The sequence below is a fragment of the Microbacterium sp. SW12 genome (assembly GCF_055391095.1).
This window is the reverse complement of sequence record NZ_AP024335.1, coordinates 2,371,635-2,396,654: the sequence shown is the minus strand read 5'-3', so window position 1 is coordinate 2,396,654 and position 25,020 is coordinate 2,371,635. Positions and strand designations below refer to the sequence as shown.

The 25,020-nt window shown below is 67.8% G+C and carries 20 protein-coding genes and 2 pseudogenes; 13 read left to right on the top strand and 9 right to left on the bottom strand.

Annotation, left to right across the window (positions count from 1 at the left end; all coding sequences use genetic code 11):
• Positions 1-45 precede the first annotated feature (45 nt).
• On the bottom strand, positions 46-429 hold the full coding sequence (locus MICSW_RS12115) for a hypothetical protein (protein ID WP_464496008.1): 384 nt from the start codon (positions 427-429) through the stop codon (positions 46-48).
• A gap of 31 nt (positions 430-460) precedes the next feature.
• Here MICSW_RS12115 and MICSW_RS12110 point away from each other — a divergent pair, with 31 nt between their 5' ends.
• Entirely contained in the window at positions 461-1,156 is a 696-nt protein-coding gene (locus MICSW_RS12110; protein WP_292726816.1) for a hypothetical protein, read from the top strand.
• A 51-nt stretch (positions 1,157-1,207) separates the two neighbouring features.
• On the opposite strand, the pseudogene MICSW_RS12105 reads toward MICSW_RS12110, so the two are convergent.
• The 3 genes and pseudogenes from MICSW_RS12105 to MICSW_RS12095 form a co-directional block, all read right to left on the bottom strand.
• A pseudogene (locus MICSW_RS12105) lies at positions 1,208-1,780 on the bottom strand (aldo/keto reductase); the annotation flags it as partial.
• 34 nt (positions 1,781-1,814) lie between these two features.
• On the bottom strand, positions 1,815-3,107 hold the full coding sequence (locus MICSW_RS12100; protein WP_375237592.1) for a glycosyltransferase: 1,293 nt from the start codon (positions 3,105-3,107) through the stop codon (positions 1,815-1,817).
• A complete protein-coding gene (locus MICSW_RS12095) occupies positions 3,104-5,257 on the bottom strand; it encodes a glycosyltransferase (RefSeq protein ID WP_464496007.1) in 2,154 nt (717 codons plus the stop codon). Before MICSW_RS12095 ends, MICSW_RS12100 begins: the two co-directional genes overlap by 4 nt.
• 151 nt (positions 5,258-5,408) lie before the next feature.
• On the opposite strand from MICSW_RS12095, the gene MICSW_RS12090 reads away from it, so the two are divergent.
• From MICSW_RS12090 to MICSW_RS12075, 4 genes and pseudogenes are all read left to right on the top strand, one after another.
• A complete protein-coding gene (locus tag MICSW_RS12090) occupies positions 5,409-6,596 on the top strand; it encodes a polysaccharide pyruvyl transferase family protein (RefSeq protein WP_464496006.1) in 1,188 nt (395 codons plus the stop codon).
• A 46-nt stretch (positions 6,597-6,642) separates the two neighbouring features.
• The gene (locus MICSW_RS12085) at positions 6,643-7,092 is read left to right on the top strand and encodes an FAS1-like dehydratase domain-containing protein (protein WP_292732781.1); all 450 of its coding nucleotides are present in this window, start codon (positions 6,643-6,645) and stop codon (positions 7,090-7,092) included.
• Positions 7,089-7,514 (top strand): MaoC/PaaZ C-terminal domain-containing protein, encoded by a 426-nt coding sequence (locus MICSW_RS12080; protein WP_347424955.1) that lies wholly within the window; start codon positions 7,089-7,091, stop codon positions 7,512-7,514. The genes MICSW_RS12085 and MICSW_RS12080 overlap by 4 nt, the downstream gene beginning before the upstream one ends.
• Positions 7,514-8,663, top strand: a pseudogene (locus MICSW_RS12075) (UDP-N-acetylmuramate dehydrogenase). Before MICSW_RS12080 ends, MICSW_RS12075 begins: the two are co-directional and overlap by 1 nt.
• 16 nt (positions 8,664-8,679) lie before the next feature.
• Here the strand turns inward: MICSW_RS12075 and MICSW_RS12070 are convergent.
• A complete protein-coding gene (locus MICSW_RS12070; RefSeq protein ID WP_292730016.1) occupies positions 8,680-9,879 on the bottom strand; it encodes a pyridoxal phosphate-dependent aminotransferase in 1,200 nt (399 codons plus the stop codon).
• Positions 9,880-9,931: 52 nt separating this feature from the next.
• Entirely contained in the window at positions 9,932-10,150 is a 219-nt protein-coding gene (locus MICSW_RS12065; RefSeq protein ID WP_464496005.1) for a response regulator transcription factor, read from the bottom strand.
• Between the two features lie 90 nt (positions 10,151-10,240).
• On the opposite strand from MICSW_RS12065, the gene MICSW_RS12060 reads away from it, so the two are divergent.
• From MICSW_RS12060 to MICSW_RS12035, 6 genes are all read left to right on the top strand, one after another.
• Positions 10,241-11,545, top strand: coding sequence for a nucleotide disphospho-sugar-binding domain-containing protein (locus tag MICSW_RS12060; protein ID WP_464496004.1), 1,305 nt, complete (start codon positions 10,241-10,243; stop codon positions 11,543-11,545).
• 103 nt (positions 11,546-11,648) lie between these two features.
• The gene (locus tag MICSW_RS12055) at positions 11,649-12,554 is read left to right on the top strand and encodes an ABC transporter ATP-binding protein (protein WP_228177925.1); all 906 of its coding nucleotides are present in this window, start codon (positions 11,649-11,651) and stop codon (positions 12,552-12,554) included.
• Positions 12,551-13,399: an ABC transporter permease gene (locus MICSW_RS12050; protein WP_464496003.1), complete on the top strand. Its 849-nt coding sequence runs from the start codon at positions 12,551-12,553 to the stop codon at positions 13,397-13,399. Before MICSW_RS12055 ends, MICSW_RS12050 begins: the two co-directional genes overlap by 4 nt.
• Before the next feature lie 39 nt (positions 13,400-13,438).
• Positions 13,439-14,602 carry a sensor histidine kinase gene (locus tag MICSW_RS12045; protein WP_464496002.1) on the top strand — a complete coding sequence of 388 codons (1,164 nt, stop codon included), beginning with the start codon at positions 13,439-13,441 and terminating at the stop codon, positions 14,600-14,602.
• A complete protein-coding gene (locus tag MICSW_RS12040; RefSeq protein ID WP_228177928.1) occupies positions 14,599-15,222 on the top strand; it encodes a response regulator in 624 nt (207 codons plus the stop codon). The genes MICSW_RS12045 and MICSW_RS12040 overlap by 4 nt, the downstream gene beginning before the upstream one ends.
• A gap of 187 nt (positions 15,223-15,409) precedes the next feature.
• Positions 15,410-17,131 carry an acyl-CoA dehydrogenase gene (locus MICSW_RS12035; RefSeq protein WP_292727853.1) on the top strand — a complete coding sequence of 574 codons (1,722 nt, stop codon included), beginning with the start codon at positions 15,410-15,412 and terminating at the stop codon, positions 17,129-17,131.
• 85 nt (positions 17,132-17,216) lie between these two features.
• Here the strand turns inward: MICSW_RS12035 and MICSW_RS12030 are convergent, their stop codons facing one another.
• Together MICSW_RS12030 and aceB are read right to left on the bottom strand one after the other, a co-directional pair.
• Positions 17,217-18,812, bottom strand: coding sequence for an isocitrate lyase (locus MICSW_RS12030; protein WP_228177930.1), 1,596 nt, complete (start codon positions 18,810-18,812; stop codon positions 17,217-17,219).
• Positions 18,813-18,844: 32 nt separating this feature from the next.
• Positions 18,845-20,506: a malate synthase A gene (gene aceB / locus MICSW_RS12025; protein WP_374198012.1), complete on the bottom strand. Its 1,662-nt coding sequence runs from the start codon at positions 20,504-20,506 to the stop codon at positions 18,845-18,847.
• A 203-nt stretch (positions 20,507-20,709) separates the two neighbouring features.
• On the opposite strand from aceB, the gene MICSW_RS12020 reads away from it, so the two are divergent.
• A complete protein-coding gene (locus MICSW_RS12020) occupies positions 20,710-22,158 on the top strand; it encodes a helix-turn-helix transcriptional regulator (protein WP_292732802.1) in 1,449 nt (482 codons plus the stop codon).
• 12 nt (positions 22,159-22,170) lie between these two features.
• Here the strand turns inward: MICSW_RS12020 and MICSW_RS12015 are convergent, their stop codons facing one another.
• Positions 22,171-23,541 (bottom strand): NAD(P)/FAD-dependent oxidoreductase, encoded by a 1,371-nt coding sequence (locus tag MICSW_RS12015; RefSeq protein WP_292732771.1) that lies wholly within the window; start codon positions 23,539-23,541, stop codon positions 22,171-22,173.
• Positions 23,542-23,652: 111 nt separating this feature from the next.
• Here MICSW_RS12015 and gabT point away from each other — a divergent pair, with 111 nt between their 5' ends.
• Complete coding sequence (gene gabT / locus MICSW_RS12010) at positions 23,653-25,008, top strand: 4-aminobutyrate--2-oxoglutarate transaminase (protein WP_228177932.1); 1,356 nt, start codon at positions 23,653-23,655, stop codon at positions 25,006-25,008.
• The last annotated feature ends 12 nt before the right edge of the window (positions 25,009-25,020 follow it).

Sequence of the window (25,020 nt, the reverse complement as noted above, 5' to 3'; positions counted from 1 at the left end):
TCTCCGAGTCGTTCGATGACCGCGGGGGAAGGTAGCGCGACCCGGTCAGGGTGTGGCCGGCGATGTTCTCGAGCACTCGAGCGTGAATTCGCCCCTGTGAGCTGTCCCACCAGGCCCACAGTGCGCCCCGGGGGCCGAGAGCACGCGAGGCACCCGCAGCGTGGGATCGGCCACCGCGACAGCATCCGTTGCCGCATCCTGCATCCGGATCTCGGTCTCGCTGAAGACCGGGTTGCTGAGCTTGAGCACACCGAACGGTGCGTCGGAGCCTCGCGGGAAGAGGCGGAAGTTCTGGTCCTGCTGGCTTCCGAGGGGGTTCGCTACGACGTCGATGCCGAAGACGAGCTCGCACAGCTTCTCGACCTCGTCGGTGCTGAGCGTCGGAGTCGGCAGTTCGACGTGGTCGAAGTAGTTGAACAGTTCGGGCATGGCGTCTCCTTGGCGGCCCCATGATGGTGGAGTGGATTCTCTCACTCCCGACGACGTTCTGCCCCCCGCGCGAATCGTGCTGCCGTGGCGTCCGGCGCCGTCGCGCATTGACGCGTTTGAGCGCGTGGCTGCGTGGTACCGCGAGAACCTCCCGGAGATCCCGTTGACCACCGTCGACACCGGCGACGTCCCGTTCGTCCTGGCCGCGTGCCGCAATCAGGCGATGGCGGATGCAGCGCCGGACGAGGTCGTCGTGATCGGTGATGCCGACACCATTCCCGAAGTGGGTCCGGTGCGAGAGGCGATCGCAGCGGCAGCGACGAGCGGCGTGGTGCACCTTCCCTACACGGAGTACCGCTGGCTCGGAGCGACGGGCTCCGCCGACTACGCGCGCGGGGTGCCGCTGCCGGAGTGCACCGTCGAGCAGTTCGTTTCGGGTGCCTGCTCGGGCGTGTACATTGCGACACCCCGCACCTGGGCGCGGCACGGGGGCCAGGATGCCGGGTTCCGCGGGTGGGGGTTCGAGGATGCAGCGTGGAACCTTGCCCATCAGACGCTGCTCGGCGAGCCGCCGCGCCGCCACGAAGGTCGCGTCTACGCGCTTCACCACGTCGGCGAAGTCCGTGCCGGCGCCGGCTACGACGCCAACGCCGCGCGGATGCAGCAATACCGGGATGCCGCGGGCGACCGCGCCGCCATGGCAGCGCTCGTCGGCCTCTCGGATTAGGCGCGCGTTCGCGGCATCACCTGCGTTGGGCAGCGACGCATCGGGCCTCGGCTGGATCAGCGAATGGCGAAGCTGAACGGCCGACCATGGCTCGACTCTCAACCCGTGAGCCGCAGCGCGCGCTTTCTCCACGCGCCACGATGCATGATTGGCGGCACCAACGCGTCCCACCGTCCCGCTGGAGACGAGGTCTCCGAACGCTGCCACCGTTTCGGCGAGCGGAACGCTGCGATCCTCCGCGTGCGCCCACAGCAGGTCGACCGATTCCACTCCCAGCCTGTCAAGGCTGCCTGCCATCGCGGTGACGATCGCGTGCGCCGAGAGGCCTTCTGCGGACTCTGGCCACCGGTGCGGCACGAGCGGATTCTGCCGAACCTTGGTTGCGATGCTCACTCTCTCGCGGATGCCGTCGTTCGCACGCAGCCACCGTCCGATTACCCGCTCGCTTGCCCCTCCGACACCGCTGGGGTCATCCCAGAACGCGTAGCAGTCGGCAGTATCGAGCCACACCCCGCCCGCCGCCACGAATCGATCCATCAGGGCGAACGCGCGATCCTGATCGATCGTCGTTCCGTAGGACATCGTGCCCAGAATCAGTCGGGCCACCGTCGTTTCGTTGTTCATGCGACCCATGCTCTGACCTGGAGCGCGCTCCAGGTCAAGCGGTGAGCGTCCGGTATGCCCGCTCCGGACCCGGGTCGGAGAGTTGGTCGGCCCGGATCGCGGTGAGTGTTGCCCGACCCGCCCAGGCCGGGTCCAGGAGGGCCGAGAGAGCAGCCTCGAGATCGTCGACGCTTGCCGCATTCGGATCGAGGGCCCGTCCGATGTCCTCGCGCTCGATTGCCGCTGCCCCCGCGAACTGGTCGGTCGAGAACGGCAGCACGAGAAGCGGCACCCCAGCCCCCGCGCCCTCTGTAACCGAGTTGTTGCCGCCGTGGGTGACGGCAGCGGCGGCGTGATCGAGCAGCCGCACCTGCGGAAGGTACTCGCGCACCAGCCAGCTCGGCGGAATCCAGCCGAGTTCTGCCGGGTCAGTCGCCCCGGTCGATATGGCCGCGCGGACGCCAACGCGGCGCAGCGCCTCGGCAACACGCGCGAGCACGTCGCCGCGCACGGACAGGAAGCTGCCGAAGCTGACGTACACGAACGGCTCGTCGACGCCGAGCCACGCACCGACTTCATCGTCGGCGGGCTCAGCGCGCCGGGTGGAACCCAGAAAGACGTGCGGGGGCAGCGCCCGTCCGTCGGTGCGGGCGAGCTCACCGGGATAGTTGTAGAGCACGCGCTCGCCGTGGGTGGCGAACGCGTCCTCGACGCCGCGCGATCTCGGATCCAGGCGCTGGGCGACATCGTTCCACTGCGCTGTGAACCCTTCGGAAACCTCGATGCAGACATCCTGGAGCGTGCGGAGGTCATCGGGGTCCGGAGTGAAGGCGGCCGGCCACGCGGGCGGGAAGCCGTACACCTCGCCCGCGATCGGGAGTGCGCTCGGATGCCCGAGCACGACATCCCCGTAGGGGATGCCTGCGGTGTGTAGCGCGAGCCGTGCGCTGAAGGCCAGGTGGTCGACAAGGATCTCGTCGGGAGAGACATCCTCGATCACGGCGAGGGTCGCGCGGGCGCGATCCTCGGGTTGCCACATCAGGTCGGTGAGGCGCTCCCGAGCCTGATAGAGGAGCGTAGGGATCATGCCGCGCCGGGTGGACTCGAAGAAGCCCTCCAGCGACGCTGCCTCCTCGGCCTGCTGCTGCGCCGTGCGGATGATCCCCGCATTCGCACCGCGGCCGAGCGGCAGATCTACCCGCCGGTACCCGAACTGTCGCACGATCGGATCGGTCGCGGGACCCGTCGCCACCACGACCTCGGCGCCGCGCCGTTGCCACGCTGTCGCGAGCGTCGCCAACGGAAGCAGGTGCGAGGCGTAGTCGGGGCTGATGACCAGCAGGGTCATGCCGCTCCTGCCGCTCGCACGAGCTCGGCCTCCTGTTCGGCGACCCTCCGGTACACCGGCGCGAGCGCTGCCGCCATGGCCTGGATCGTGAACCGCTCGGCGACCATCGTTCGGGCTCGCTCGGCGATCGCGGGGTCAGCCAGTGCAGCGCGGTCCAGGGCTCGGTGCGTCGCTTCCTTGAGCGCCAGGGTGTCCCAGGTGGCGGTGAGGAACCCGGTGTCCTGGTCGGCGACATAGGTGGCCGGCCCGCCTCCGTCGGGAGCGACGACGACCATTCCCGTCGCGAGAGCCTCCAACAGGGCGATACCGAACTCCTCTTTGATGCTCGCGCACACGTACACGCCCTGCCCGGACACTCGGCCCGGGATCCCCAACCGTGCCGCAGCTACCCACCGGGCGGCAATGTCATTCGGGCGGTGCCCGGCGAGGATGAGGCCGCGCGTCGCGCGCTCGGCGGAGGGAACCGCGAGCTCGATGCGATCGAGCTGCTCCCGCTCATCCAGCGAGGGGTTCTCGAGGTCGCCGCCGATGATGAGCAGATTCGCGCGCTCGCTGAGAGCGCTGCCGGCCCAGGTTTCGGCGAGCGTGGCCATCCCCTTGACGCGGTGCATCCGGCCGACGCTGACGATCAGCGGAAGATCGCGTCGATCCGGCGCCAACCCGCCGACCAGATCGGCAAGCTCGCGCAGTGCGGGATCGGCATCCGTCGCCCCCGCCGACACGAGCGCGACAGCTCGATCGACGACCTCAAGGTCGACACCCTCGGCGACGATCGTGTGCCTTTCGGGGACGCTGTCGATGTCGACACCGACGAGGGAGCGCATGTCGTCGGCAAGGTTGGGGCGCGGGAACAGCACGCTGTGCGAGGCAGAGCCGGCAAGCGAACGCACCAGGCTCGTGCGGAACCAGAAGTGCTCAGCGAGGTCGGTCTCGCCGAAGTTCTCGCGCGTGAGGGTGCCCGCCCGGTCGAGCGATTGGATGACCCCGTGCGGATCGGGCGCGAGGGTGAACACCGTGGGGATGCCGAGCTCGCGTGCGACGTCGGCTGCGGCGAGTGACCCGACGTCGGCCATCCGGAGGTGCAGCACGTCGATGTGACCGGCCGCGCGAAGGAGGCGACGGATGCCGCGCCGGGCCCGCACGCGCAGGGGCCATGCTGCAGCAGACGGAGTGGGGTGAGGCGCCAGTGGGACATGGCCGTAGACGTGCCCGCTGCTCTGGGAGGCGACATCGAGGAGGTCAGCTGTCGCCTGCGAGATCGAGCCGCGCGAGAGTGTCAGCACGCGCTCGACGGTGCCCGGCTCGTGAGTGAGAGCATCGCCGAGCCTCACCAGGAGGGTGGCAATCCCGCCGTTATCCCCGGCCCCGGCGGCGCTCAGCGACGGGTCGATGTCGGCGTGCAGGAAGAGCTGGGCAACGGTGAGTCCGCTCGAGGTGTCGCGCGTGGTGTGAGCGAGAGCCGGCTCAAGGTCGATGACAGCCAACCGTGCGTGGTCAGACAGGGGTCCGTCGGCAGCGACGAGATCCTCGAGCGCACGCCGCACCCCCGGCTCGCCGGAGCGCTGACCCAGCGCCGCGACGGCGGCCTCGCGCACCTCCACGGCTTCTGTGTCGGTGCGGGCAATGGTCAGCAGTGTGCGCGTCGCGGACGACTGGCGCACGAGTCCGAGCGTCTCGACCAGGCGTGCCCGGCCTGCAGCATCCGTCGACTGAGCCGATACGGCCAGCACCGACTCCAGCGCGACCGCCAGCACATCTCCCGCGGCGACCGACCACTTCTCGAGCGTGCGCTGCGCGAGCATTCCGGTGAATCCACCGCGCTCTACCAGGGCGATCAAGCGGGCGAGCGCCGAGAATCGCGGCAGCCCCTGGCCGAGCGCCCAGGCGGCGTGTTCGTGGATGTAGGGGCGCGGATCGTCCAACAGTGAGACCAGGCGCGCGGCAGCCTGTTCGTCGAACATCTCAGACAGGGCGTGCACCGCCGCGATCGCGGCGATGTCGTCGTCGCCCGAGAGAGCCGCAGAAAGCACGCGGAGCGTTCGCACCCCCGGATCGCGGCCGGCCTCGAACGCCAGGTCGTCAGCGGCGCGCAACGCCTCGACGATCGTCGCGGCACCGGTCACCCGGTCCATCGCTGCTTGAATCCCCATGGCGGTCCTTTCTCGGCACGTCCCGGCACCGCCACCCGGACACGGTGATCGTACTGCCCCCGGGTGACCGGCGCTCCCCTGTCAGCCGTAGGGTTGACAACGCCGCGGATCCGTGGCGTCTTCCCTCGTCTTGGCATTGCTGGAGAAACCCGTGTCTGTTCTCATCATCGGTGACGTCGGCGTGCTCGATGGCATGTTCCATATCGGCGACGAGGCGATGTTCGAGGCCGCGGTGGGCGAGCTCGCTCAGCGCGGCCTGTCGCCCGTCGGGGTGAGCTCGAATCCCGACGAGACCGCGGCGCGATACGGCATTCCAGCAGTGCCGCGGCTCGGGTTTGCGGGGCTTGATCGCGCCGAGGCCGCCCGGCGCGCCGACCACCTCATCGCGGTAGCTGCGGGCACTGCGGAACTGTCACCGGACGACCCGGCGGCCGAGGTCTTCGCGGCGCTCGACGGGGCACAGATGCTTGTCAACGCCGGCGGCGGGAACCTCGCGACCCGCTGGCACAGCCACGTGTTCGAGCGCGCCACCCTGGCGCGCCTTGCCCGGCTGAGGGGTGTGCCGGTCGTGGTCACGGGCCAGACTCTCGGTCCCGACCTCGACGCACCCGATGATGCCGTCGTGGCACGGATGCTGCGCGAGGCCGTTCTCGTCGGCGTCCGAGAGCCTGATACGGCGGCCCTCGTCGACTCCTGGGGTCTGAGCGCGACCCTGAACGTCGACGACGCGTCCTTCCTCGGCCTCGGCGAAGCCGGGGAGGCCGGTGCGTCGGCGCCGCGCGGCGGAGTCGTCGTCAGTCTGTCGGGCTGGTTTGCGGGGCGACCGGCCGATGAGGTCGAGCAGCGCGTCGCGGACCTGGCGGATGCCGCCGCGCTTGCTGTTGGACCGGTCTCGTTCCACGCCCACTTCGGTGCGGTCGATCCCGCCGCTCCCGCGCGGGGTGATGCCGGGCTGCACGAGAGGATCAGGCAGCGGATGTCGCAGCCCTCCGCCGTCGTCCCAACGGGCACCTCACGCGATGCTGCGGCACTCGTGCTTCGCGCTGACCTTCTCATCACCGGCCGGTACCACCCAGCCGTGTTCGCGACTCCGGCCGGCACGCCGGTGCTCGCGCTGTCGGCCGATCGGTATACGCGCATCAAGCTCGGGGGAGCCCTCGGACACTGGGGCCAGACCGGCGTGCTCGACCTGGACGAGCTGCCTGACGCGCCACGCCTGCTCGAAACGATCGCGGCGAACGCCGACGCGATACGCGACGAGGCAGCGGCGCGACTGCCCCGATTGCGGGCGGCATCCGGGCAGTGGTGGGACCGCGTCGCAGCAGCCGGCCGCAGCTGACCTCCGTCCCGAGGAGGCCGCGTCGGCCCCTCGGTAGGATGGGCTGGTGCCTGTGAACCCTGAACTGGTCGGGCGGGACTTCCCGCCGACCGCCCCGTATCTGGTGGGACGAGAGAAGGTCCGGGAGTTCGCGAGAGCGGTGTTCGCCGATGACCCGCAGCACACCGACCCCGACGCCGCTCAGGCCCTGGGCTATGCCGATGTCGTCGCCCCGCCGACCTTCGCGATGGTCATTCAAGACCTCACGCTGCAGCAGCTGCTCGCCGAGCCCGACTCCGGCATCGAGTTGCACCGACTCATCCACGCCGAGCAGCGCTTTGCCTACAGTCGTCCCATCGTCGCGGGCGACGAACTGGTCGCGACGCTGGCGATCACCCAGGTGCGCCCGTTCGGCAAGGGAGCGATGGTCACGAGCGAAGCCACCATCACGGATGCCGATGACGCTCACGTCGTCACGGCGACCTCCGTGTTGCTGGTGGGAGGGGACGAGGAATGAGCGCGCACACGATCGACTCTTCGGACCTTGCTGTCGGTGACATTGTGGCCGAGCGTATGGTGCACCTGACCCGCGAATCACTGGTGCGCTATGCGGGGGCATCCGGCGACTTCAACCCCATCCACTACCGCGATGACATCGCGGCATCCGTCGGCCTTCCCGGTGTGCTCGCCCACGGGATGCTGACGATGGGCCTGGCAGCCGAGACCGTTGTCCCCTGGCTCGGCGATGCCGGCCGCATCCTCGACTACGGCGTGCGGTTCACGCGGCCCGTGGTCGTCGACCCGGATGCCGGCGCCGACGTCACCGTGCAGGGGAAGGTCCTCGCGCTCGACGAGGAGTTCGTGACCATCGATCTGAGCGTGACCGCCGCCGACACTGCCGTGCTGGGCAAGGCCCGCCTGCGCGCACGCCGAGGCTGATGCCTGAGACCGCACCCAGGCCGCTGTCGAGCCTGACCACACTGCGCACCGGCGGCGAACCCGCCCGGATGTGGGATGCCCACGACCGGGACGAACTCGTCGCGGCGCTGCGAGACACGTGGGCGACGGGGGAGCCCTGGTTCGTCCTCGGCGGCGGGTCGAACCTGTTCGTGAGTGACGAACCCTTTGAGGGCACCGTGATCCGCATCCTGACCCGCGGGATCGAGCGTTTGCCCGCGCCCGCGCCGCAGGTGGCGCGGCTTCGCATCCAGGCCGGGCACGACTGGGATGACCTCGTCGCCTACACGGTGGCCGAGGGGCTGTCGGGGATCGCCGCGATGTCAGGCATCCCGGGCACCGTCGGCGCAGCTCCCGTGCAGAACGTCGGTGCATACGGTCAGGAGATCATTCAGACGCTCGTCGAGGTCGAACTGATCGACGAGAGCACTGGCGAGGTGTCGACGGTTCCCGCCGCCGAACTGGGACTCGGCTTCCGCACGTCGGTCCTCAAGCACCACCACGGCTCCGAGCCCCTTCGACGTGCGGTCATCCTGTCCGTCACTCTCGACCTGCTCGAGGTGGGTCCTGCTCCCCGGCGGCTGCGGGGCGCCCAGCTTCGGCAGGCGCTGGGTCTCGCAGAAGATGACGCGGTCACGCTGCAGTGGGTGCGCGATCACGTCCTCGCCACCCGCGCCCGCAAGGGAATGGTGCTTGATGACGCCGATCCCGACACCTACAGCGCCGGTTCGTTCTTCCAGAACGCCGTGGTCTCGGCATCCTTCGCCCGAAGCCTGCCCGCAGAGTGCCCACGGTGGCCGGTTCGCCCCGACGGCGCCGACGCGACCTCAGAGCCGGTTCGGATCATTCCGCTCGACACGTTCGACGGGTACATCCCCCCCCGAGGTCGAGGAGCCGGATGTCAAGGTCAGCGCCGCGTGGCTCATCGAACACTCCGGCATCCGCAAGGGCTTCCATCTGCCGCGTTCGCGGGCGGCGCTCTCGAGCAAGCACGCGCTCGCGCTGACCAATCACGCCGGCGCGACAGCGGAGGAGATCGCCGAGCTCGCTCGCTTCATCCAGGGGCGGGTTCAGGCCGAGTTCGGACTGATCCTGCAGCCCGAACCGGTGCTCGTCGGCGTCGACCTGTAGGGGGCTCGGGCGGGCTCTAGGAGAACAGGCCCTGCATCCGCCGCACGCCCTCCAGCAGTGCGTCATCGCCGAGTGCGTACGACATGCGAAGGTACCCGCTCGGGCCGAAAGCCTCGCCGGGAACAACGGCGACTTCGATCTCATCGAGGATGAGATCAGCGAGCTCCAGCGACGTCTCGACGCGCTTACCGCGCCACTCGCGCCCGAGCAGACCCTGCACGTCGGGATACGCGTAGAACGCGCCGAGGGGCGTCGGAACGGTGACACCGGGGATCTTGGCCAGCTCCTCGACGATCACACGACGACGACGGTCGAAGGCTTGCCGCATCCGCTCGGCTTCATCCTGGGGCCCGGTCAGAGCTGCGACCGCCGCCCGCTGCGCGATGTTGTTGACGTTGCTCGTCAGGTGCGACTGCAGGTTCGCCGCCAGCTTCATCGCGTCGGCGGGCCCCGTCATCCACCCCACACGCCATCCCGTCATGGCATACGTCTTCGCGACCCCGTTCACGAGGATCGTCTGCCCCGCAAGCTCCGGCACTGCCCGCACGATCGAGACCGCCGTGGCCCCGTCATAGACGAGGTGCTGATAGATCTCATCGGTGATGACCCAAATGCCGTGCTCAAGGGCCCATTCGCCGATCGCGCGGGTCTCCTCCTCGGTGTACACGGCACCGGTGGGGTTGGACGGCGAGACGAACACGAGCGTTGTCGTGCGGTCGGTACGTGCCGCTTCGAGCTGCTCGACAGTTACCTTGTAGTCCTGGTCGGCCCCGGCGAACACCTCGACCGGGATGCCGTCAGCGAGCTGGATCGCTTCGGGGTACGTGGTCCAGTACGGCGCCGGGAGGAGCACCTCATCGCCCGGGTTCACGACAGCCTGGAAGGCCTGGTAGACGGCCTGCTTGCCGCCGTTGGTCACGATCACCTGGGATGCCGCGACCTCCAGCCCCGAGTCGCGGCGGGTCTTCTCTGCGATCGCCTCACGCAGGTCCGGGAGGCCGGCAGCCGGCGTATAACGGAAGTTCTTGGCGTCCTTCAGCGCTTTGGCTGCGGCATCCACGACGAACTGCGGCGTCGCGAAATCCGGCTCTCCCGCGGCGTAGCTGATCACCGGCCGCCCTGCAGCCTGCAGCGCCTTCGCCTTCGCATCGACCTTGAGGGTCGCGGACTCGGCGATGGCGGACAGTTTGCGAGACAGGGGAGCACGTTCGGTCACGGTCAAAAGCGTAGTCGGCGTCGACCTGACCGTCAGCACAGAGGCGCGGCGGTCAGTCGAGCTGCGCGTCCGCGTACAACAGCGTGAACAGGCGCGACGCCACTTCGCGGCGCGACGAGACGCCGAGTTTCGCGAAGATCGCCTGAAAGTGGTCCTGCACGGTGTACGGAGACAGGTGCAATGACTGAGCGATCGCCTGCGTAGCTTCCCCGCGCGTCATCGCTTGCACGATCTTCGTCTCCCGCGGCGTCAGGCAGTATGCGGTGATCATGAGGGGAACGATGTCGGGCGGGCGCGCCGGTTCGATCGTGACCGATCTCATTCGCGGTAACCACCCCGTGCTCCGGGCGGAGGATGCCAAATGAAGCTCCTGCTGGCCTCGCCGCCCATCCATGGCCACATTCTCTCGATCCTCGGGGTTGCTGAGGGTCTCGCTTCTCGCGGCCACGACATCTGCGTCCTCGCCGGCCAGAAGTACCGCGGCCGCGTGGAGGCGGCTGGAGCTCGGTTCTTGCCGCTTCCGGCCGCCGTCGACTTCGACGACGCGGACCTCGACGCTTTCCTGCCCGGACGGGCCGACAAGCGCGGTATCGCAGCACTCCGTCACGACCTCATCGGGATATTCATGAGCGTGGTGCCAGCGCAGTACCGCGCACTGAGGTCGGCCCTTGCGACGGAGTCGTTCGACGCGGTCATCACCGAGCTTGTGTTCGGTGGGACTTTGCCCTACCTGCTGACGACGCCTCGACACCGCCGCCCGCCCGTCTACGGGATCTCCTCCGTGCCGGTCACGATCGATAGCGTCGACACCGCTCCGTTCGGGTTGGCCCTGCCGCCGCGGCCCGGCGCGCTGGGATCGCTGCGGAATCGGGCGCTCAACGCCTTCGTCCACCGCGGCGCCTTCCGGCCCGTGGTCACCGCGCTGAACCAGGCGCTGGCAGAGTGCGGAGTGACACAGGGTGCCTGGATCTTCGACGCGGCGCTCTCATACGATGGGGTCTTCCAACTGACCCTTCCCGGTCTGGAGTATCCGCGCCGCGAACTCACCGATCGCATCGAGTTTCTCGGACCGCTTCCAGCGTCCAGCAGCGGCACCGAGCTGCCGGACTGGTGGGATCAGGTGGGTGAGCGTCCGATCGTGCACGTCACCCAGGGAACGATCGACAACCTCGACTTCGAGCGCCTTGTGGCCCCGACTATACGTGCGCTCGCGGACGAACCCGTCACCGTCGTCGCCTCGACCGGAGGTCGGGACGTCGAGAGCCTCACCGATCTCTTCCCAGAGGGGCGACTGCCCGCCAACGTGAGGGTCGCACGCTACCTTCCCTACGGTGCGCTGTTGTCGCGGACTTCTGTCATGGTCACCAACGGAGGCTTCGGAGGCGTTCAATTGGCCGCCCGTCACGGCGTCCCGCTCGTCGTCGCGGGGGCGACCGAAGATAAGCCCGAGGTTGCGGCGCGCGTCGCGTGGGCCGGCATGGGAGTGGACCTGCGAACGGGAACCCCTTCGCCGGAGCGGATCGCGCAGGCTGTAGGGACAGTGCTTGCTGATCTGCGCTTCGCACACCAGAGTGCGGCCATCGGCAGTGTTCTGGGTGCGGATCACGATCCCATCTCCCGCATTCTCGCCGTCATCCACGAGGATGCGCTGACCGAGGTTCGCTGAATCTCGCGCGCCGGGGCTGAGGTGCGGCATCCACCGAATGGGGGATGCCGCACCAACCCAACGGCCGCTGTCGCCTCCTGTCTCGCCGCGGCACGCTGGAAGCATGGAAAACGATGCGGTGCGGGTGCGGAACCTGCGCAAGACCTACGGATCGCGAGCTGCCGTCGACGACGTGTCGTTCGACATCGTTCGCGGTGAGACCTTTGCCCTGCTGGGCCCCAACGGCGCCGGCAAGTCCACCACCGTCGAAATCCTCGAAGGGTATCGCCGCCGCACAAGTGGCGAGGTGTCGGTGCTCGGAGATGACCCCGGACATGGGGGTCTGGCGTGGAAGGCACGTCTGGGCATCGTGCTGCAGACTACCGGCCAGGCCGGCGCCTTCACGGTGCGCGAGCAGCTGCGCCAGTTCGCCGGCTACTACCCGCGGCCGCGGGACGTGGAGGAGGTGATCGCGGCTGTAGGGCTGGAGGAGAAGGCGAACACGCGCATCGCCAAACTCTCCGGCGGCCAGCAACGCCGCGTCGATGTCGCCCTCGGCATCATCGGGAACCCCGAACTCCTCTTCCTCGATGAGCCGACCACCGGGTTCGACCCGCAGGCGCGTCGGGAGTTCTGGAGTCTCATCCGCAGGCTTCAGGGCGAAGGCACAACGATCCTGCTCACCACCCACTACCTCGATGAGGCTGCGCAGCTGGCCGATCGGGTTGCAGTAATCGATCGGGGCGTGCTCCAGGCGATCGGACCCATCGCCACGTTCGGGGGTGAAGACGCCCGGATGCCGCGCGTCACCTGGCGCGAAGGTGGGACGCTGCACACCGAGCGCACCCCAGAGCCCTGGGCCTTCGCCCGTTCGCTCGCCGAGCGCCTGGGCGGCGAACCCGAGGAGCTTGAGATCCGCCGCCCCACCCTCGAAGACATCTACCTCGGCATGGTCGACCCGGAGGGCGCAGCCGTGCCGGGCGAGACAGTTGCCGCGCCGTCCTCCTCGATTCCGGAGACCCTGTCATGACCGCTATCGCCTTTCCCCCATCCCGCCTCAGCCCGACGCACGCGCTGCGCCACGGCATCCGTCGTACCGGGTTCGAGATCCGCGGCTATACGCGCTCGCCCGAGACGATCTTCTTCACATTCCTCTTCCCGATCCTCATGCTCGCCCTGTTCAGCACCGTCTTCGGCGGTGACGGCGAGCAGAGTTACGGGCAAGGGCTGCCGGCCCTCTCGGCGGCTCAGATGTACCTCCCCGGCATGCTCGCCGCGGGGGTCCTGCTGTCGGGCTTGCAGAACCTGGCGATCGACATCGCGCTCGAGCGGCATGACGGCACCCTCAAGCGGCTCGGTGGCACACCGCTGTCGCCCGTGAGCTATTTCATCGGCAAGATCGGTCAGGTACTGGTCACCGGCACCGTGCAGGCAGCGGTGCTGCTCGCGTTCGCGGGGCTCGTGCTGGGCGTGCCGCTTCCCTCCGATGCCGAGTCGTGGCTCACCTTCGTGTGGGTGTTCGTCCTGGGCTTGGCGACATCCGCGTTCCTCGGAATCGCCATCTCGGCCATCCCTCGCAGCGCCCGCAGTGCGTCGGCGGTCGTGATCCCGGTGGCGCTCGTGCTGCAGTTCATCTCGGGCGTCTACCTGTTCTTCTGGCTGCTACCGGAGTGGCTGCAGAACGTTGCGAACCTCTTCCCCCTGGCGTGGATGGCGAAGGGCATGCGTGCGGTCTTCCTGCCGCCGGAATACGCGACTCTCGAGCAGAGTGGCGCCTGGGAGCTCGGCGGCGTTGCGATCGCTCTGCTCATCTGGCTCGTCGTGGGCCTCGTCATCAGCCGGCTCACCTTCCGGTGGATCCGACGCGACGCGTAGCCTGGGGCGGTCACGCGTGACGCAGGAGAGGGGGCGATGATGAGCGAATCGCGATGGTGGGATGCTGTGGTCCCGATCGTGGCGGCAGCCATCGTCGCCCCCGTCCTGATCCTGTCGGACCTCGATGTCCTGGGCCGGGCGCTGGTGGCGGCCTCCGCGGCGCTTCTGATCGTCGCGTACTTCGGATTCGGGCGGCGGCTACGCCAGGGTGGCAGCACGCCGCTTGCTGTTGTGTTCGTCATCCTGTTGGCCATCTCGATCGGAGTGGGCGTCGCCGCTGCCCCGTTCATCGCGATGCTGCAGACCTTGGCCTATCCGCTCGTCTGGGTCTCGGTCGACACCCGACGAGGAGGCGTGCTCGGATCCGTCGCGATTGGTTTCGGTGTCTTCATCGGATTCGTGGCTCACGGCGGCTTCACGATCGAGTCGCTCTGGGAAGGCATCCTCTCGGGGGGCCTTGCCGTCGTGTTTGCAACCGCCCTAGGCCTGTGGATCTCGAGCATCGCCGAGTATGGCGAGGAGCGGGCGCGTCTGGTGACCGAGCTGACCGAAGCGCAGTCGCAGGTCGAGGCGCTTAGCCGCGATCGGGGCGCGGCAGAGGAGCGGGAGCGCATCGCTCGCGACATCCACGACACTCTGGCCCAGACTCTTGCGGGCCTGGTGCTGTTGAGCGAGCGGGCGGGCAGGCAGGCGCGGGACGGGCGAACCGATGCCGCTGCCGAGGCGATCGCGACGATCGAGCAGACCGCGCGCGAGGCGCTCGCCGAGTCTCGCGCGCTCGTGGCGCGGATGGCAGCGGTCCCCGCCGATGATGCTCTCGCGGCAGCGATCGAACGTCTCGCCGCGCGCTTCCGTGCGGAGGTCGGTCTCGCGATCGACGTCGAGGTCGCGGCCGGTGTGGATCTCGATCGCGAACAGCAGGTCGTGCTGCTGCGCTGCCTGCAGGAGGCACTCGCTAACGTGCGCAAGCACGCGCGGGCGACATTAGTGGTCGTGACCGTCGCGCCCCACGGCGAGGGGATTGGGATGACCGTCCGCGACGACGGAGTCGGATTCGACCCCTCAGCTGCCCGCACCGGATTCGGACTCGACGGCATCAGCGACCGTGCAACACTCGCCGGAGGATCCGTTGAGGTCGACTCGGTCCCCGGCCGCGGCTCGGTCCTCACGATTCTGCTGCCGCGTGCAGGAGTTGCCGCATGATCCGGCTGCTGATCGCCGATGACCATCCCGTCGTCCGTGCCGGGCTTGCCGGTCTTTTCGCGGACGAGGAAGGCTTCGACGTCGTCGGGCAAGCGACCGACGGCGCGCAGGCAGTCGAGCTCGTGGCGCGCGAGAAGCCGGATGTCGTGCTCATGGACCTGCGGATGCCAGTGCTCGACGGCGTCGCTGCCACAGCGAGCATTGTCGCCATGGGCGACGATGCCCCGCGCGTGCTGATTCTCACGACCTACGAGAGCGACGACCAGATTCTCGCGGCGATCGAAGCTGGGGCGGCGGGCTATCTCCTCAAGGCAGCCCCGCAGGACGAGATCATCGCCGGCATCCGGTCTGTCGCAGCCGGGCAGACGGCGCTCTCCCCGGCGGTTGCGGCCCGACTGGTGTTACGGATGCGTGAGCCCGCGGCATCCGTGACCCTGACTCCGCGCGAGATCGAGGTGCTGCGTCTGGTAGCCCGGGGCCGCAGCAACAAGCTCATCGGCCTCGACCTCGGCATCGGTGAGTCGACGGTGAAAACCCACCTGCTGAAGGTCTTCGACAAGCTTGAGGTCGCCGATCGCACCCACGCGGTGACGGTAGCCCTGGAGCGCGGCATCCTCTAGCCCCCAGCCACCGTCGCTGAACCCACAGAGTCCGGCGCGAGCCCACACGATTCGCGGGCTGAAAGGTGTGGGTTCAGCGCAGAGGGTGTGGGTTCGGCAGAGAGGGGGAGACGGATGCTGCACGCGCCGTGAGACGCAGTGTCATCTATGATGAGTCGCAGTCCCACCTCTTGAAAGCGAGTTCGTCATGGCTGACACCTCCGCCTACGTTCCTCCCATCGATGACTACGCGTTCCTGTTCGCCGAGGCGTTCGGCACCGACGTCGTGGCCCGGGCCACAGACGGTGCGCTCTCCGCAGAAGATGCCGTTGACGCACTTTCTGCGGCAGGGGAGCTCGCCGCAGAGGTCCTCGCACCGCTGAACGCCTCCGGCGACCGCGAGGGAGTGACGGTGGTCGACGGTCAGGCTAAGACGCCCACGGGGTTTCCGGAGGCCTATCGTGCCATCGTCGACGCAGGCTGGGTCACCGCTGAGGCTCCCGAATCAGCGGGCGGGGACGGGCTTCCCGCGCTCGTGCAGGCGGGCCTCGGTGAGATGTGGAACGCCGCCAATACCTCGTTCGCACTCTGCAGTGCCCTCAACACCGGTGCGATCCACGCCCTGGACGCTTATGCCTCCGACGATCTGCGCGAGCAATACCTCACGCGGCTCGTCAGCGGCGAGTGGACCGGCACGATGAACCTCACCGAGCCGCAGGCGGGCACCGACCTCGGCGCGATCCGCACCATGGCGACCCCGAACGGCGACGGCACGTGGTCGATCAAGGGTCAGAAGATCTTCATCACGTGGGGCGACCACGATGTCGCCGAGAACATCGTCCACCTCGTCCTCGCCCGCACACCAGATGCCCCTGAGGGATCGAAGGGGATCTCGCTGTTCGTCGCCCCGAAGTTCCTGCCCGACGCGTCAGGCAACCCCGGGGAACGCAACGCGATCACGACCGTCTCGGTCGAGCACAAGCTCGGCATCCACGGGAGCCCGACCTGCGTGCTTGAGTACGAGGGAGCGACCGGTTTCCTCGTGGGCGAGCTCCACGGGGGCCTTGCCGGCATGTTCGTCATGATGAACTCGGCGCGGGTCGGCATGGGCCTGCAAGCCACCGGCATCAGCGACCGCGCCTACCAGCGCGCGCGAGCGTATGCCGAAGAGCGCATGCAGGGTGCGGTGCTGGACCGACCCGACGGAACCCCGATCGCGGAGCACCCCGATGTGCGGCGCCTGCTGCTGTCGATGGCGAGCGAAATCGCCGCGATGCGCGCCCTCGGTGTGTACGTCGGCGACCTGTTCGACCGGGCCACGGATGCTGACGGCATCCGTCTTGCCGAACTGTTCGTCCCGATCTTCAAGGGATGGACCACCGAAGAGGCACTGCGGATCACGTCCGATGCGATCCAGGTGCACGGTGGCATGGGCTTCATCGAGGAATCCGGGGCCCCGCAGCACTACCGCGACGCCCGCATCATGCCGATCTATGAGGGCACGACGGCCATCCAGTCCAACGACCTCATCGGCCGCAAGGTCATTCGAGACGGCGGCACGACTGTCGCGCGAGTGCTCCAGGAGGTCGCCGAGGCTATCGCCGCGCTTGAGGCGTTCGACCACCCGGTAGCGGCGCGCACCGCGAGCCGGCTCGAAAGTGCCCGCGCGGCGGCCGAAGAGGCTACAGCCCGGCTGATCGCGTTCGGGACGACCCGCGACGCATATGCCGTCAGCGTCCCGTACCTCATGCTCCTCGGATTCCTCGCCGGTGGGCTCATGCACGCCCGGATGCTCGCGGCAACGCTCGCGCACGACACCCAGACGGATACCGACGCGCGCCGCATCCGTGAAGCAGACGCCTACGGGGTCTATCACCTTTCACGCGTTGCGGGCCTGGCGGAGGTCGTGGCCGCGGGCGAAATCGCCTGACCCGTCCTGCGCTGCGGGACGACGGGCCAGGGCACGACGGATGCCCCGGACGATGTCGTCCGGGGCATCCGTGTCTGGTCGATGATCAGCTGAACTGGTTCATCGTGTTGTGCTGACCTCCGGCCTTGAGGGCAGCGTCACCGGCGAAGTACTCCTTGTGGTTGTCGCCGATGTCGCTTCCTGCCATGTTCTGGTGCTTGACGGTAGCGATGCCCTCGCGGATCTCGCGGCGCTGCACACCCCGCACGTAGGCGAGCATCCCCTCGTCGCCGAAGTACCCCTTTGAGAGGTCATCGGTCGACAGTGCCGCCGTATGGTAGGTCGGCAGCGTGATGAGGTGGTGGAAGATCCCTGCCCGGGCCGAGCCGTCGCGCTGGAAGGTGCGGATCTTCTCGTCGGCCAGCCGCGCGAGCTCCGTGTCGTCGTACTCGACGCTCATGAGATCGGCGCGATCGTATGCCGAGACATCCTTCCCCTCCGCGGCGAGGGCGTCGTAGGCCTGCTGACGGAAGTTCAGTGTCCAGTTGAACGAGGGGCTGTTGTTGTACACGAGCTTCGCGTTCGGGATCTCCTCGCGGATTGCATCCACCATCCCGGCGATCTGCTCCACGTGCGGCTTCTCGGTCTCGATCCATAGCAGATCAGCGCCATTTCGCAGCGACGTGATGCAGTCGAGCACGCACCGTTCTTCGCCGGTCCCGGGACGGAACTGGTACAGGTTGCTCGCCAGCCGCTTGGGACGCAGCAGCTTGCCGTCGCGCTTGATGACGACATCGCCGTTGCCGAGGTCGGCATCCGAGATCTCCTCGACGTCCAGAAACGAGTTGTACTTGTCGCCGAGGTCCCCGGGTTCGTGAGTGACAGCGAGCTTCTGCGTGAGACCCGCGCCGAGCGAGTCAGTGCGGGCAACGATGATGCCGTTGTCGATCCCGAGTTCGAGGAACGCATAGCGCACCGCGGTGAGCTTCGCAATGAAGTCCTCGTGGGGAACGGTGACTTTGCCGTCCTGGTGACCGCACTGCTTCTCGTCCGAGACCTGGTTTTCGATCTGGATGGCGCAGGCGCCTGCCTCGATCATCTTCTTGGCCAGCAGGTAGGTGGCCTCGGGGTTACCGAAGCCCGCATCGATGTCGGCGATGATCGGCACCACGTGGGTCTCGTGGTTGTCGATCTGGGACTGAATGAACTCGGCCGCGGTCTCGTCGCCCGCTGCCCGTGCGGCATCCAGCTTCGTGAACAGCAGGTCCAGCTCGCGAGCATCGGCCTGGCGCAGGAACGTGTAGAGCTCCTCGATGAGCGCCGGTACCGCGGTCTTCTCATGCATGGACTGGTCAGGCAGCGGCCCGAACTCCGAGCGGAGCGCCGCGACCATCCACCCCGAGAGGTAGAGGTAGCGCTTGTTCGTACTCTTCAGGTGCTTTTTGATCGAGATCAGCTTCTGCTGGCCGATGAAGCCGTGCCAGACCCCGAGTGACTGCGTGTACAGCGAGGAGTCGGCGTCGTACTCGGCCATGTCGCGGCGCATGATGTCGGCGGTGTACTGCGCGATCTCGAGCCCGGTGCGGAACCGGTTCTGCGCCCGCATCCGTGCGACGGACTCGGGGTTGATGGCGTCCCAGGCGGGACCGTGCTGCTGCTTGAGGTCCCGGATGGCGGCGATGTCGTCCTGGTAGGTGGTCATGTCATGTCCTTCGTCGTGGGTCTCGGGCGCGATCAGTCGGTCTCGACCAGGTAGCGCGAGTAGGCGGGGAGGGTGAGGAAGGCGGGGAACTCGGTTCCGAGCGCGACTTCGCGGAAGATCGCTGCAGCGTCGTCGAACCGGTCGCCCTCGAAGCGCGACACCTCGCCCAGCACCTGGGAGATCAGCCCCTCGACGTACTCACGGGTGATGGGCGTGCCGTCCTCAGTGGTCCGGTCCTGGTGGATCCACTGCCAGATCTGGGAGCGGCTAATCTCGGCGGTCGCGGCGTCCTCCATGAGGTTGTCGATCGCCACGGCTCCGAGGCCTCGGAGCCACGCTTCGATGTACCGGATGCCGACAGACACGTTGCCGTAGACGCCGGATGCCGTGATGGGGCGACCGATGTGCACATCGATGAGATCTGCGGCGCGCACCGACACGTCGGGTCGCTGCCGGTCGAGCTGGTTGGGTCGGTCGCCGAGGACCGCGTCGAACTCCGCGCGCGCCACCGGGATCAGGTCGGGATGGGCCACCCACGTGCCATCGAACCCGTCGCCGGCCTCCCGCTTCTTGTCGGCTGCCACCTTCTCAAAGGCACGCTCGGTCACCTCGGGATCGCGGCGGTTGGGGATGAAGGCACTCATGCCGCCGATCGCGAAGGCACCCCGCTTGTGGCAGGTCTTCACGAGCAGTTCGGTGTAGGCCCGCATGAACGGCACCGTCATTGTCACTTCGCTGCGGTCGGGCAGCACGAACCGCGCCCCGCGGCCGCGGTAGTTCTTGATGATCGAGAAGATGTAGTCCCAGCGGCCGGCATTCAGGCCCGCGACGTGGTCCCGCATCTCGAAGAGGATCTCCTCCATCTCGAAGGCGGCGGGCAGGGTCTCGATCAGCACCGTGGCGCGGATCGTGCCGTGCTCGATGCCGAGGTAGCGCTCACTGAAGGTGAACACGTCGTCCCAGAGCTTGGCTTCCTCCGCGGACTCGAGCTTGGCGATGTAGAAGTAGGGACCCACTCCGTTCTCGATCAGCTGCTTCGCGTTGTGGAAGAAGTAGAGCCCGAAGTCCACGAGCGAGCCCGAGGCATCCATCGTGCGTCCGGTGCGGTCGGTGTAGCGCAGGTGCTTCTCGACGAGGTGCCACCCCCGCGGGCGCATCACGATCGTCGGGGTCTGTTCGGCGGTGACCTCGTAGCTCTTACCTTCAGGGCTCGTGAACTGCAGCTGGCCGCGAATGGCGTCGTACAGGCTCAGCTGCCCCTCGATCACGTTCTTCCAGGTGGGGCTGGTCGCGTCTTCCTGGTCGGCGAGCCACACCTTCGCTCCCGAGTTCAAAGCGTTGATCGTCATCTTCGGGTCGGTGGGGCCGGTGATCTCCACGCGCCGGTCCTCGAGGCCGGGGCCGGCGCCGGCCACCCGCCACTCGTCGTCGTGGCGGATGTGCGCGGTGTCGTCGCGGAACTGCGGGTCGTGGCCGTTGCCGATCTCGAACCGGCGCCGCATCCGGTCGGCGAGGCGATCGTGACGGCGGGCCGAGAATCGAGAATGCAGCTCAGTGAGGAACGCGAGCGCGTCGGGTGTGAGGATCTCGTCGTAGCGATCGCGGATCGGGCCGACGACCTCGAGCACCGCCGCGGCGCTCGAGGTCGGCACGGGGGCCGTCCGGGCGGGCATCGGGGTGGTGGTTGCAGTCATGGCGCATCCGTCCTGTCTGGTCTCTCATCCGCCGGCTTCTCATCCGGTGGATCGACGCCTGGTTGGTCGTCGTGCACCTACTCTCCGTGAAGTTTTGGCGCCAACCTGACCAGATCGGTTGTGAAGATCACACGAAATTCCGCTTCTGTGACAGAATCGGCGCTATGACGAGCCTCACAGCGCCGGAAGAGTCGCTCCCGGCGATGACAACGGATGACGACGATGTCATCGACACACTCACCATCGGCAGGCGCATCCGCCAGTTGCGCACCGAGCGGCGGATGACCCTCGACGACCTGGCGGCGGCGGTCGACCGTGCTCCGAGCCAGTTGTCGATGATCGAGAACGGAAAGCGAGAGCCCAAGCTCACGCTGCTACGCACCATCGCGCGCGCGCTCGGAACGGATCTGGACGCCCTGCTGGAGTCAGAGCCGCTGGACGAGCGCGCGACGATGGAGGTCTCCCTCGAGCGGGCGATGCGGGGGCCGACCTTCCAGGCACTCGGAATCTCCCCGTTTCGCATCGGTCGCTCACTCCCCGATGAGGTGCTCGCGGCGATGCTTGCGTTGCAGGGCGAGATCGAGCGGCTGCGAGACGAACGGGCAGCCACTCCGGAAGTGGCGCGCCGCGCGAACCTGTCCCTACGCCGCCTTATGACCAGTCAGCAGAACTATTTCGCCGACCTCGAGGCTCACGCCCGCGACCTGTTGGCCGCCGTCGGACACACCGGTGGCCCGCTCACGCAGCGCACGGCATCCGATATCGCGGCCCACCTCGGCTTCACGATCCATTACGTCTCGGATGTCCCGCTGACCACGCGCAGCGTCCTGGACCTCAAGCACGGCAGGCTGTACCTCTCGAGCACGATCGCCAGCAAGCGCGATGCCCGCACTGCGGTGCTGCAGTCACTGGCTAGCCGCATCCTGAGCCATGCTGAGCCCGCCAGCTACGGTGACTTCCTGCGACAGCGCGTCGAGATCAACTATCTGACGGGGGCGCTCCTCATGCCGGAGGCCGACGCCGTGCCGTTTCTGCAGGAAGCCAAGGCTCGCCGCGCGCTGTCCATCGAAGACCTGCGTGACGCGTACTCGGTCTCGTACGAGACGGCAGCTCACCGATTCACGAACCTCGCGACGGTTCACCTCGATCTTCCGGTGCACTTTCTGAAGGTCCATGAGTCGGGCACGATCACCAAGGCCTACGAGAACGACGACGTGAACTTCCCGACCGACCGGTTCGGTTCCATCGAGGGGCAGATGTGCTGCCGCAAATGGACGAGCCGCGTCGTGTTCGACATCCCCGACCGGTTCAACCCGTACTTCCAGTACACCGACACCGGTAACGGGACCTACTGGTGCACCGCGCGCGTCGAGCCCTCGTCCGAGGGGCTCCATTCGGTCAGCGTGGGCGTGCGCTTCGACGACACGAAGTGGTTCATCGGCCGTGAGACGACCAATCGTGGCCTCTCCCGCCATTCGGTGGAGGTGTGCTGTCGCCGCGCGCCGGCAGAGCTGGAGTCATCCTGGCGTGGTCACTCCTGGCCGAACGTGCGTACCCCGCGCACGCTCCTTGCCACCCTCCCTACGGGGGCGTTCCCCGGTGTGGACACGACAGACATCTACGAGTTCCTCGAGGCTCACGCACCCGAGTGAGCCGGGCTGACCTCATCGCCCGGCGATGAGGTCAGCGACCCGCGCGAGGGCAGATGTGCGTGATCCACCGCGGGCCTCTAGCCGGTCGGCCCCGCGGTAGGCGGTGTAGATCGCGTTGACGGCGGTCCATCGCAGCGGCTCGATCTCCCACCGCCTGGCTCGATGATCCACCCACGGCAGGCGCGTGAGGTCGGTGCGACGGCGCAACAGCAGGTCGGCGAGCGTGCGCCCGGCGAGGTTTGTCGCTGTGACTCCGGTCCCGACGTAGCCCCCTGCCCATCCGAGCCCGGTCGCGCGGTCGAAGCCGACGGTCGCCGACCAGTCCCGCGGTACGCCGAGCACACCGGCCCAGGCATGAGCGACCGGCACACCACGCGTGGCCGGGAAGAAGTCGTGCAACAACTCGGTGAGCGAACGGATCGTGCGTTCCTGAGTGCGCCCGTCAGTATCGACGCGGGATCCGTAGCGGTAGGGCACCCCACGGCCGCCGAATGCGATGCGGTCATCAGCTGTGCGCTGTGCGTACATGTACACATGCGCGAAGTCGCCAAGGGCCTCTCGCCCCGACCAGCCGATCGCGTCCCACACGCCGCTCGGGAGCGGCTCGGTGACGATCATCGACGAGTTCATCGGCAGCCACGTGCGGTGCTCGTGACGCAGGCCCGCGGTGAACCCTTCGGTCGCGCGGATGACGGCGTCGGCGCGAACCGTGCCGAGATCAGTCTCGACGCGTCCGGGCTCGATCGTTCGAGCTGTCGTCTGCTCGAAGATCCTCACACCCGCCCGTTCCACCGTTTCGGCAAGGCCCGCGGCGAGCTTCGCCGGGTGGATGCGTGCGCAGTGCGGATGCCAGAGACCACCGAGCACGCCCGCGACGTCGATGCGCGAGCGAGCACCCTCGGCATCCAGTTCGTGCACGTCAGTGTGGGGCCACGACAGTTCTTCGGCGGCAGTCTTGCGGAGGCGGGCGAGTTGCGCGGGGGTGCGGGCGATCTCGAGCTCGCCGCCCGCCACGATGTCGGCGTCGATGCCTTCGCGGCGGGTGACCTCGATGACCTCCCTCACGGTGTCGTTCAGTGCTCGTTGCTGCGCGATCGCGGCATCCCGCCCGTGGCGGGCGACGTACTGCGAGCGGTCTCCCGTAACCGAGTTGGTCAGCCAGCCACCGTTACGGCCTGACGCTCCGAAGCCCGCGAAACTCTGCTCGATGACGCCGACGCGCAGGTCGGGTTGTGCCAGCTTGAGGTAGTAAGCCGTCCACATTCCGGTGTACCCGGCGCCGACGATGCAGACGTCCAGCGTGAGGTCACCCGGGAGCGGCGCGCGAGGGGCCGGGGTACCGCCGATGTCTCGCCACCACCACGACACGCCACCATTGATCACGCGATGATTCTCCCACGACGGGAGCCGTCGCGTAAGTGATTGAGGACGACGGATTCCGACGTTCGAGCCGGACGGGTCGCGCGCGATCGATCGTCCAGCTATCCTCACGACATGAGCCAACTCGATAGCCCCACGGTCCCGCTCGGCGGCCCCACGCTCCCGCAGGAGCGACGCCTGGTCACGTCCATTCCGGGCCCGCGATCGCAGGAGCTGATGGCCCGCAAGGCTGCAGCAGTGTCGGCCGGTGTGGGGCACACGGCGCCGCTGTCGATCGTGGCTGCAGGCGGGGGCATCCTGCTGGACGCCGACGGCAACTCGATCGTGGACCTCGGTTCTGGCATCGCCGTCACCTCTATCGGCAATGCACACCCCGCCGTGGTCGCGGCAGTGCAGCAGCAGGTCGGCCAATTCACCCACACGTGTTTCATGGTGGCGCCCTACGAGCCATACGTGGCGGTGGCAGAGGCGCTGAACCGCATCACCCCGGGCGATCACGAGAAGAAGACTGCACTGTTCAACTCGGGTGCCGAGGCCGTCGAGAACGCGGTGAAGATCGCACGCAAACACACCGGCCGGCAGGCTGTCGTCGCTTTTGATCACGGCTACCACGGCCGCACGAACCTCACGATGGCCCTCACTGCCAAGCACATGCCCTACAAGGCCGGATTCGGCCCCTTCGCTCCAGAGATCTACCGGGCGCCGATGTCTTACCCCTACCGAGACGGGCTCGACGGTGCCGCCGCAGCAAAGCGTGCGATCGGCGTCATCGAGAAGCACGTCGGAGTCACGGATGTCGCGGCGATCATCATCGAGCCGATCCAGGGTGAGGGCGGATTCATCGTCCCGGCCGACGGCTTCCTACCCGCCCTGCAGGAGTGGGCGAACGCCAACGGGGTCGTCCTGATCGCCGACGAGATCCAGACCGGCTTCGCCCGTACCGGTGCGATGTTCGCCAGCGACCTGTTCGGTATCGTCCCCGACCTGATCACCACGGCCAAGGGGATCGCCGGCGGGCTGCCGCTTGCCGCCGTCACGGGACGAGCCGAGATCATGGATGCCTCGCACACCGGAGGACTCGGTGGCACCTACGGTGGCAACCCTGTCGCGTGCGCCGCGGCCCTCGCGGCCATCGAGGTGTACGAGACCGAGGACCTGTCGGCGCGGGCGCGGCACATCGGCGACGTTCTCGAACGGCGCTTGCGCGACATTCAGGCATCCGACCCGCGTCTGGGCGACATCCGAGGGAGGGGCGCGATGATCGCTGTCGAGTTCGTCGACCCCGCCACGGGTGAGCCGGATGCCGCTCTCACGTCCCGCGTCGTTCGTGCCGCCCTCGACCAGGGCGTGTTGATGCTCACCTGCGGCACGTATGGGAACGTGATCCGCTTCCTGCCGCCCCTGGTCATCGGCGATGACCTGCTCGATGATGCACTGGACGTGTTGGCACACGTCCTGTCATCGTCGTGACCAACCGACCAC

Bases quoted from the DNA above. Each gene is read 5' to 3' on its own strand.
- MICSW_RS12115 (WP_464496008.1), bottom strand. From the start codon at position 429: ATGCCCGAACTGTTCAACTACTTCGACCACGTCGAACTGCCGACTCCG.
- MICSW_RS12100 (WP_375237592.1), bottom strand. From the start codon at position 3,107: ATGACCCTGCTGGTCATCAGCCCCGACTACGCCTCGCACCTGCTTCCG.
- MICSW_RS12095 (WP_464496007.1), bottom strand. From the start codon at position 5,257: ATGGGGATTCAAGCAGCGATGGACCGGGTGACCGGTGCCGCGACGATC.
- MICSW_RS12080 (WP_347424955.1), top strand. From the start codon at position 7,089: ATGAGCGCGCACACGATCGACTCTTCGGACCTTGCTGTCGGTGACATT.
- MICSW_RS12065 (WP_464496005.1), bottom strand. From the start codon at position 10,150: ATGATCACCGCATACTGCCTGACGCCGCGGGAGACGAAGATCGTGCAA.
- MICSW_RS12060 (WP_464496004.1), top strand. From the start codon at position 10,241: ATGAAGCTCCTGCTGGCCTCGCCGCCCATCCATGGCCACATTCTCTCG.
- MICSW_RS12055 (WP_228177925.1), top strand. From the start codon at position 11,649: ATGGAAAACGATGCGGTGCGGGTGCGGAACCTGCGCAAGACCTACGGA.
- MICSW_RS12050 (WP_464496003.1), top strand. From the start codon at position 12,551: ATGACCGCTATCGCCTTTCCCCCATCCCGCCTCAGCCCGACGCACGCG.
- MICSW_RS12045 (WP_464496002.1), top strand. From the start codon at position 13,439: ATGAGCGAATCGCGATGGTGGGATGCTGTGGTCCCGATCGTGGCGGCA.
- MICSW_RS12040 (WP_228177928.1), top strand. From the start codon at position 14,599: ATGATCCGGCTGCTGATCGCCGATGACCATCCCGTCGTCCGTGCCGGG.
- MICSW_RS12035 (WP_292727853.1), top strand. From the start codon at position 15,410: ATGGCTGACACCTCCGCCTACGTTCCTCCCATCGATGACTACGCGTTC.
- MICSW_RS12030 (WP_228177930.1), bottom strand. From the start codon at position 18,812: ATGACCACCTACCAGGACGACATCGCCGCCATCCGGGACCTCAAGCAG.
- aceB (WP_374198012.1), bottom strand. From the start codon at position 20,506: ATGACTGCAACCACCACCCCGATGCCCGCCCGGACGGCCCCCGTGCCG.
- MICSW_RS12020 (WP_292732802.1), top strand. From the start codon at position 20,710: ATGACAACGGATGACGACGATGTCATCGACACACTCACCATCGGCAGG.
- gabT (WP_228177932.1), top strand. From the start codon at position 23,653: ATGAGCCAACTCGATAGCCCCACGGTCCCGCTCGGCGGCCCCACGCTC.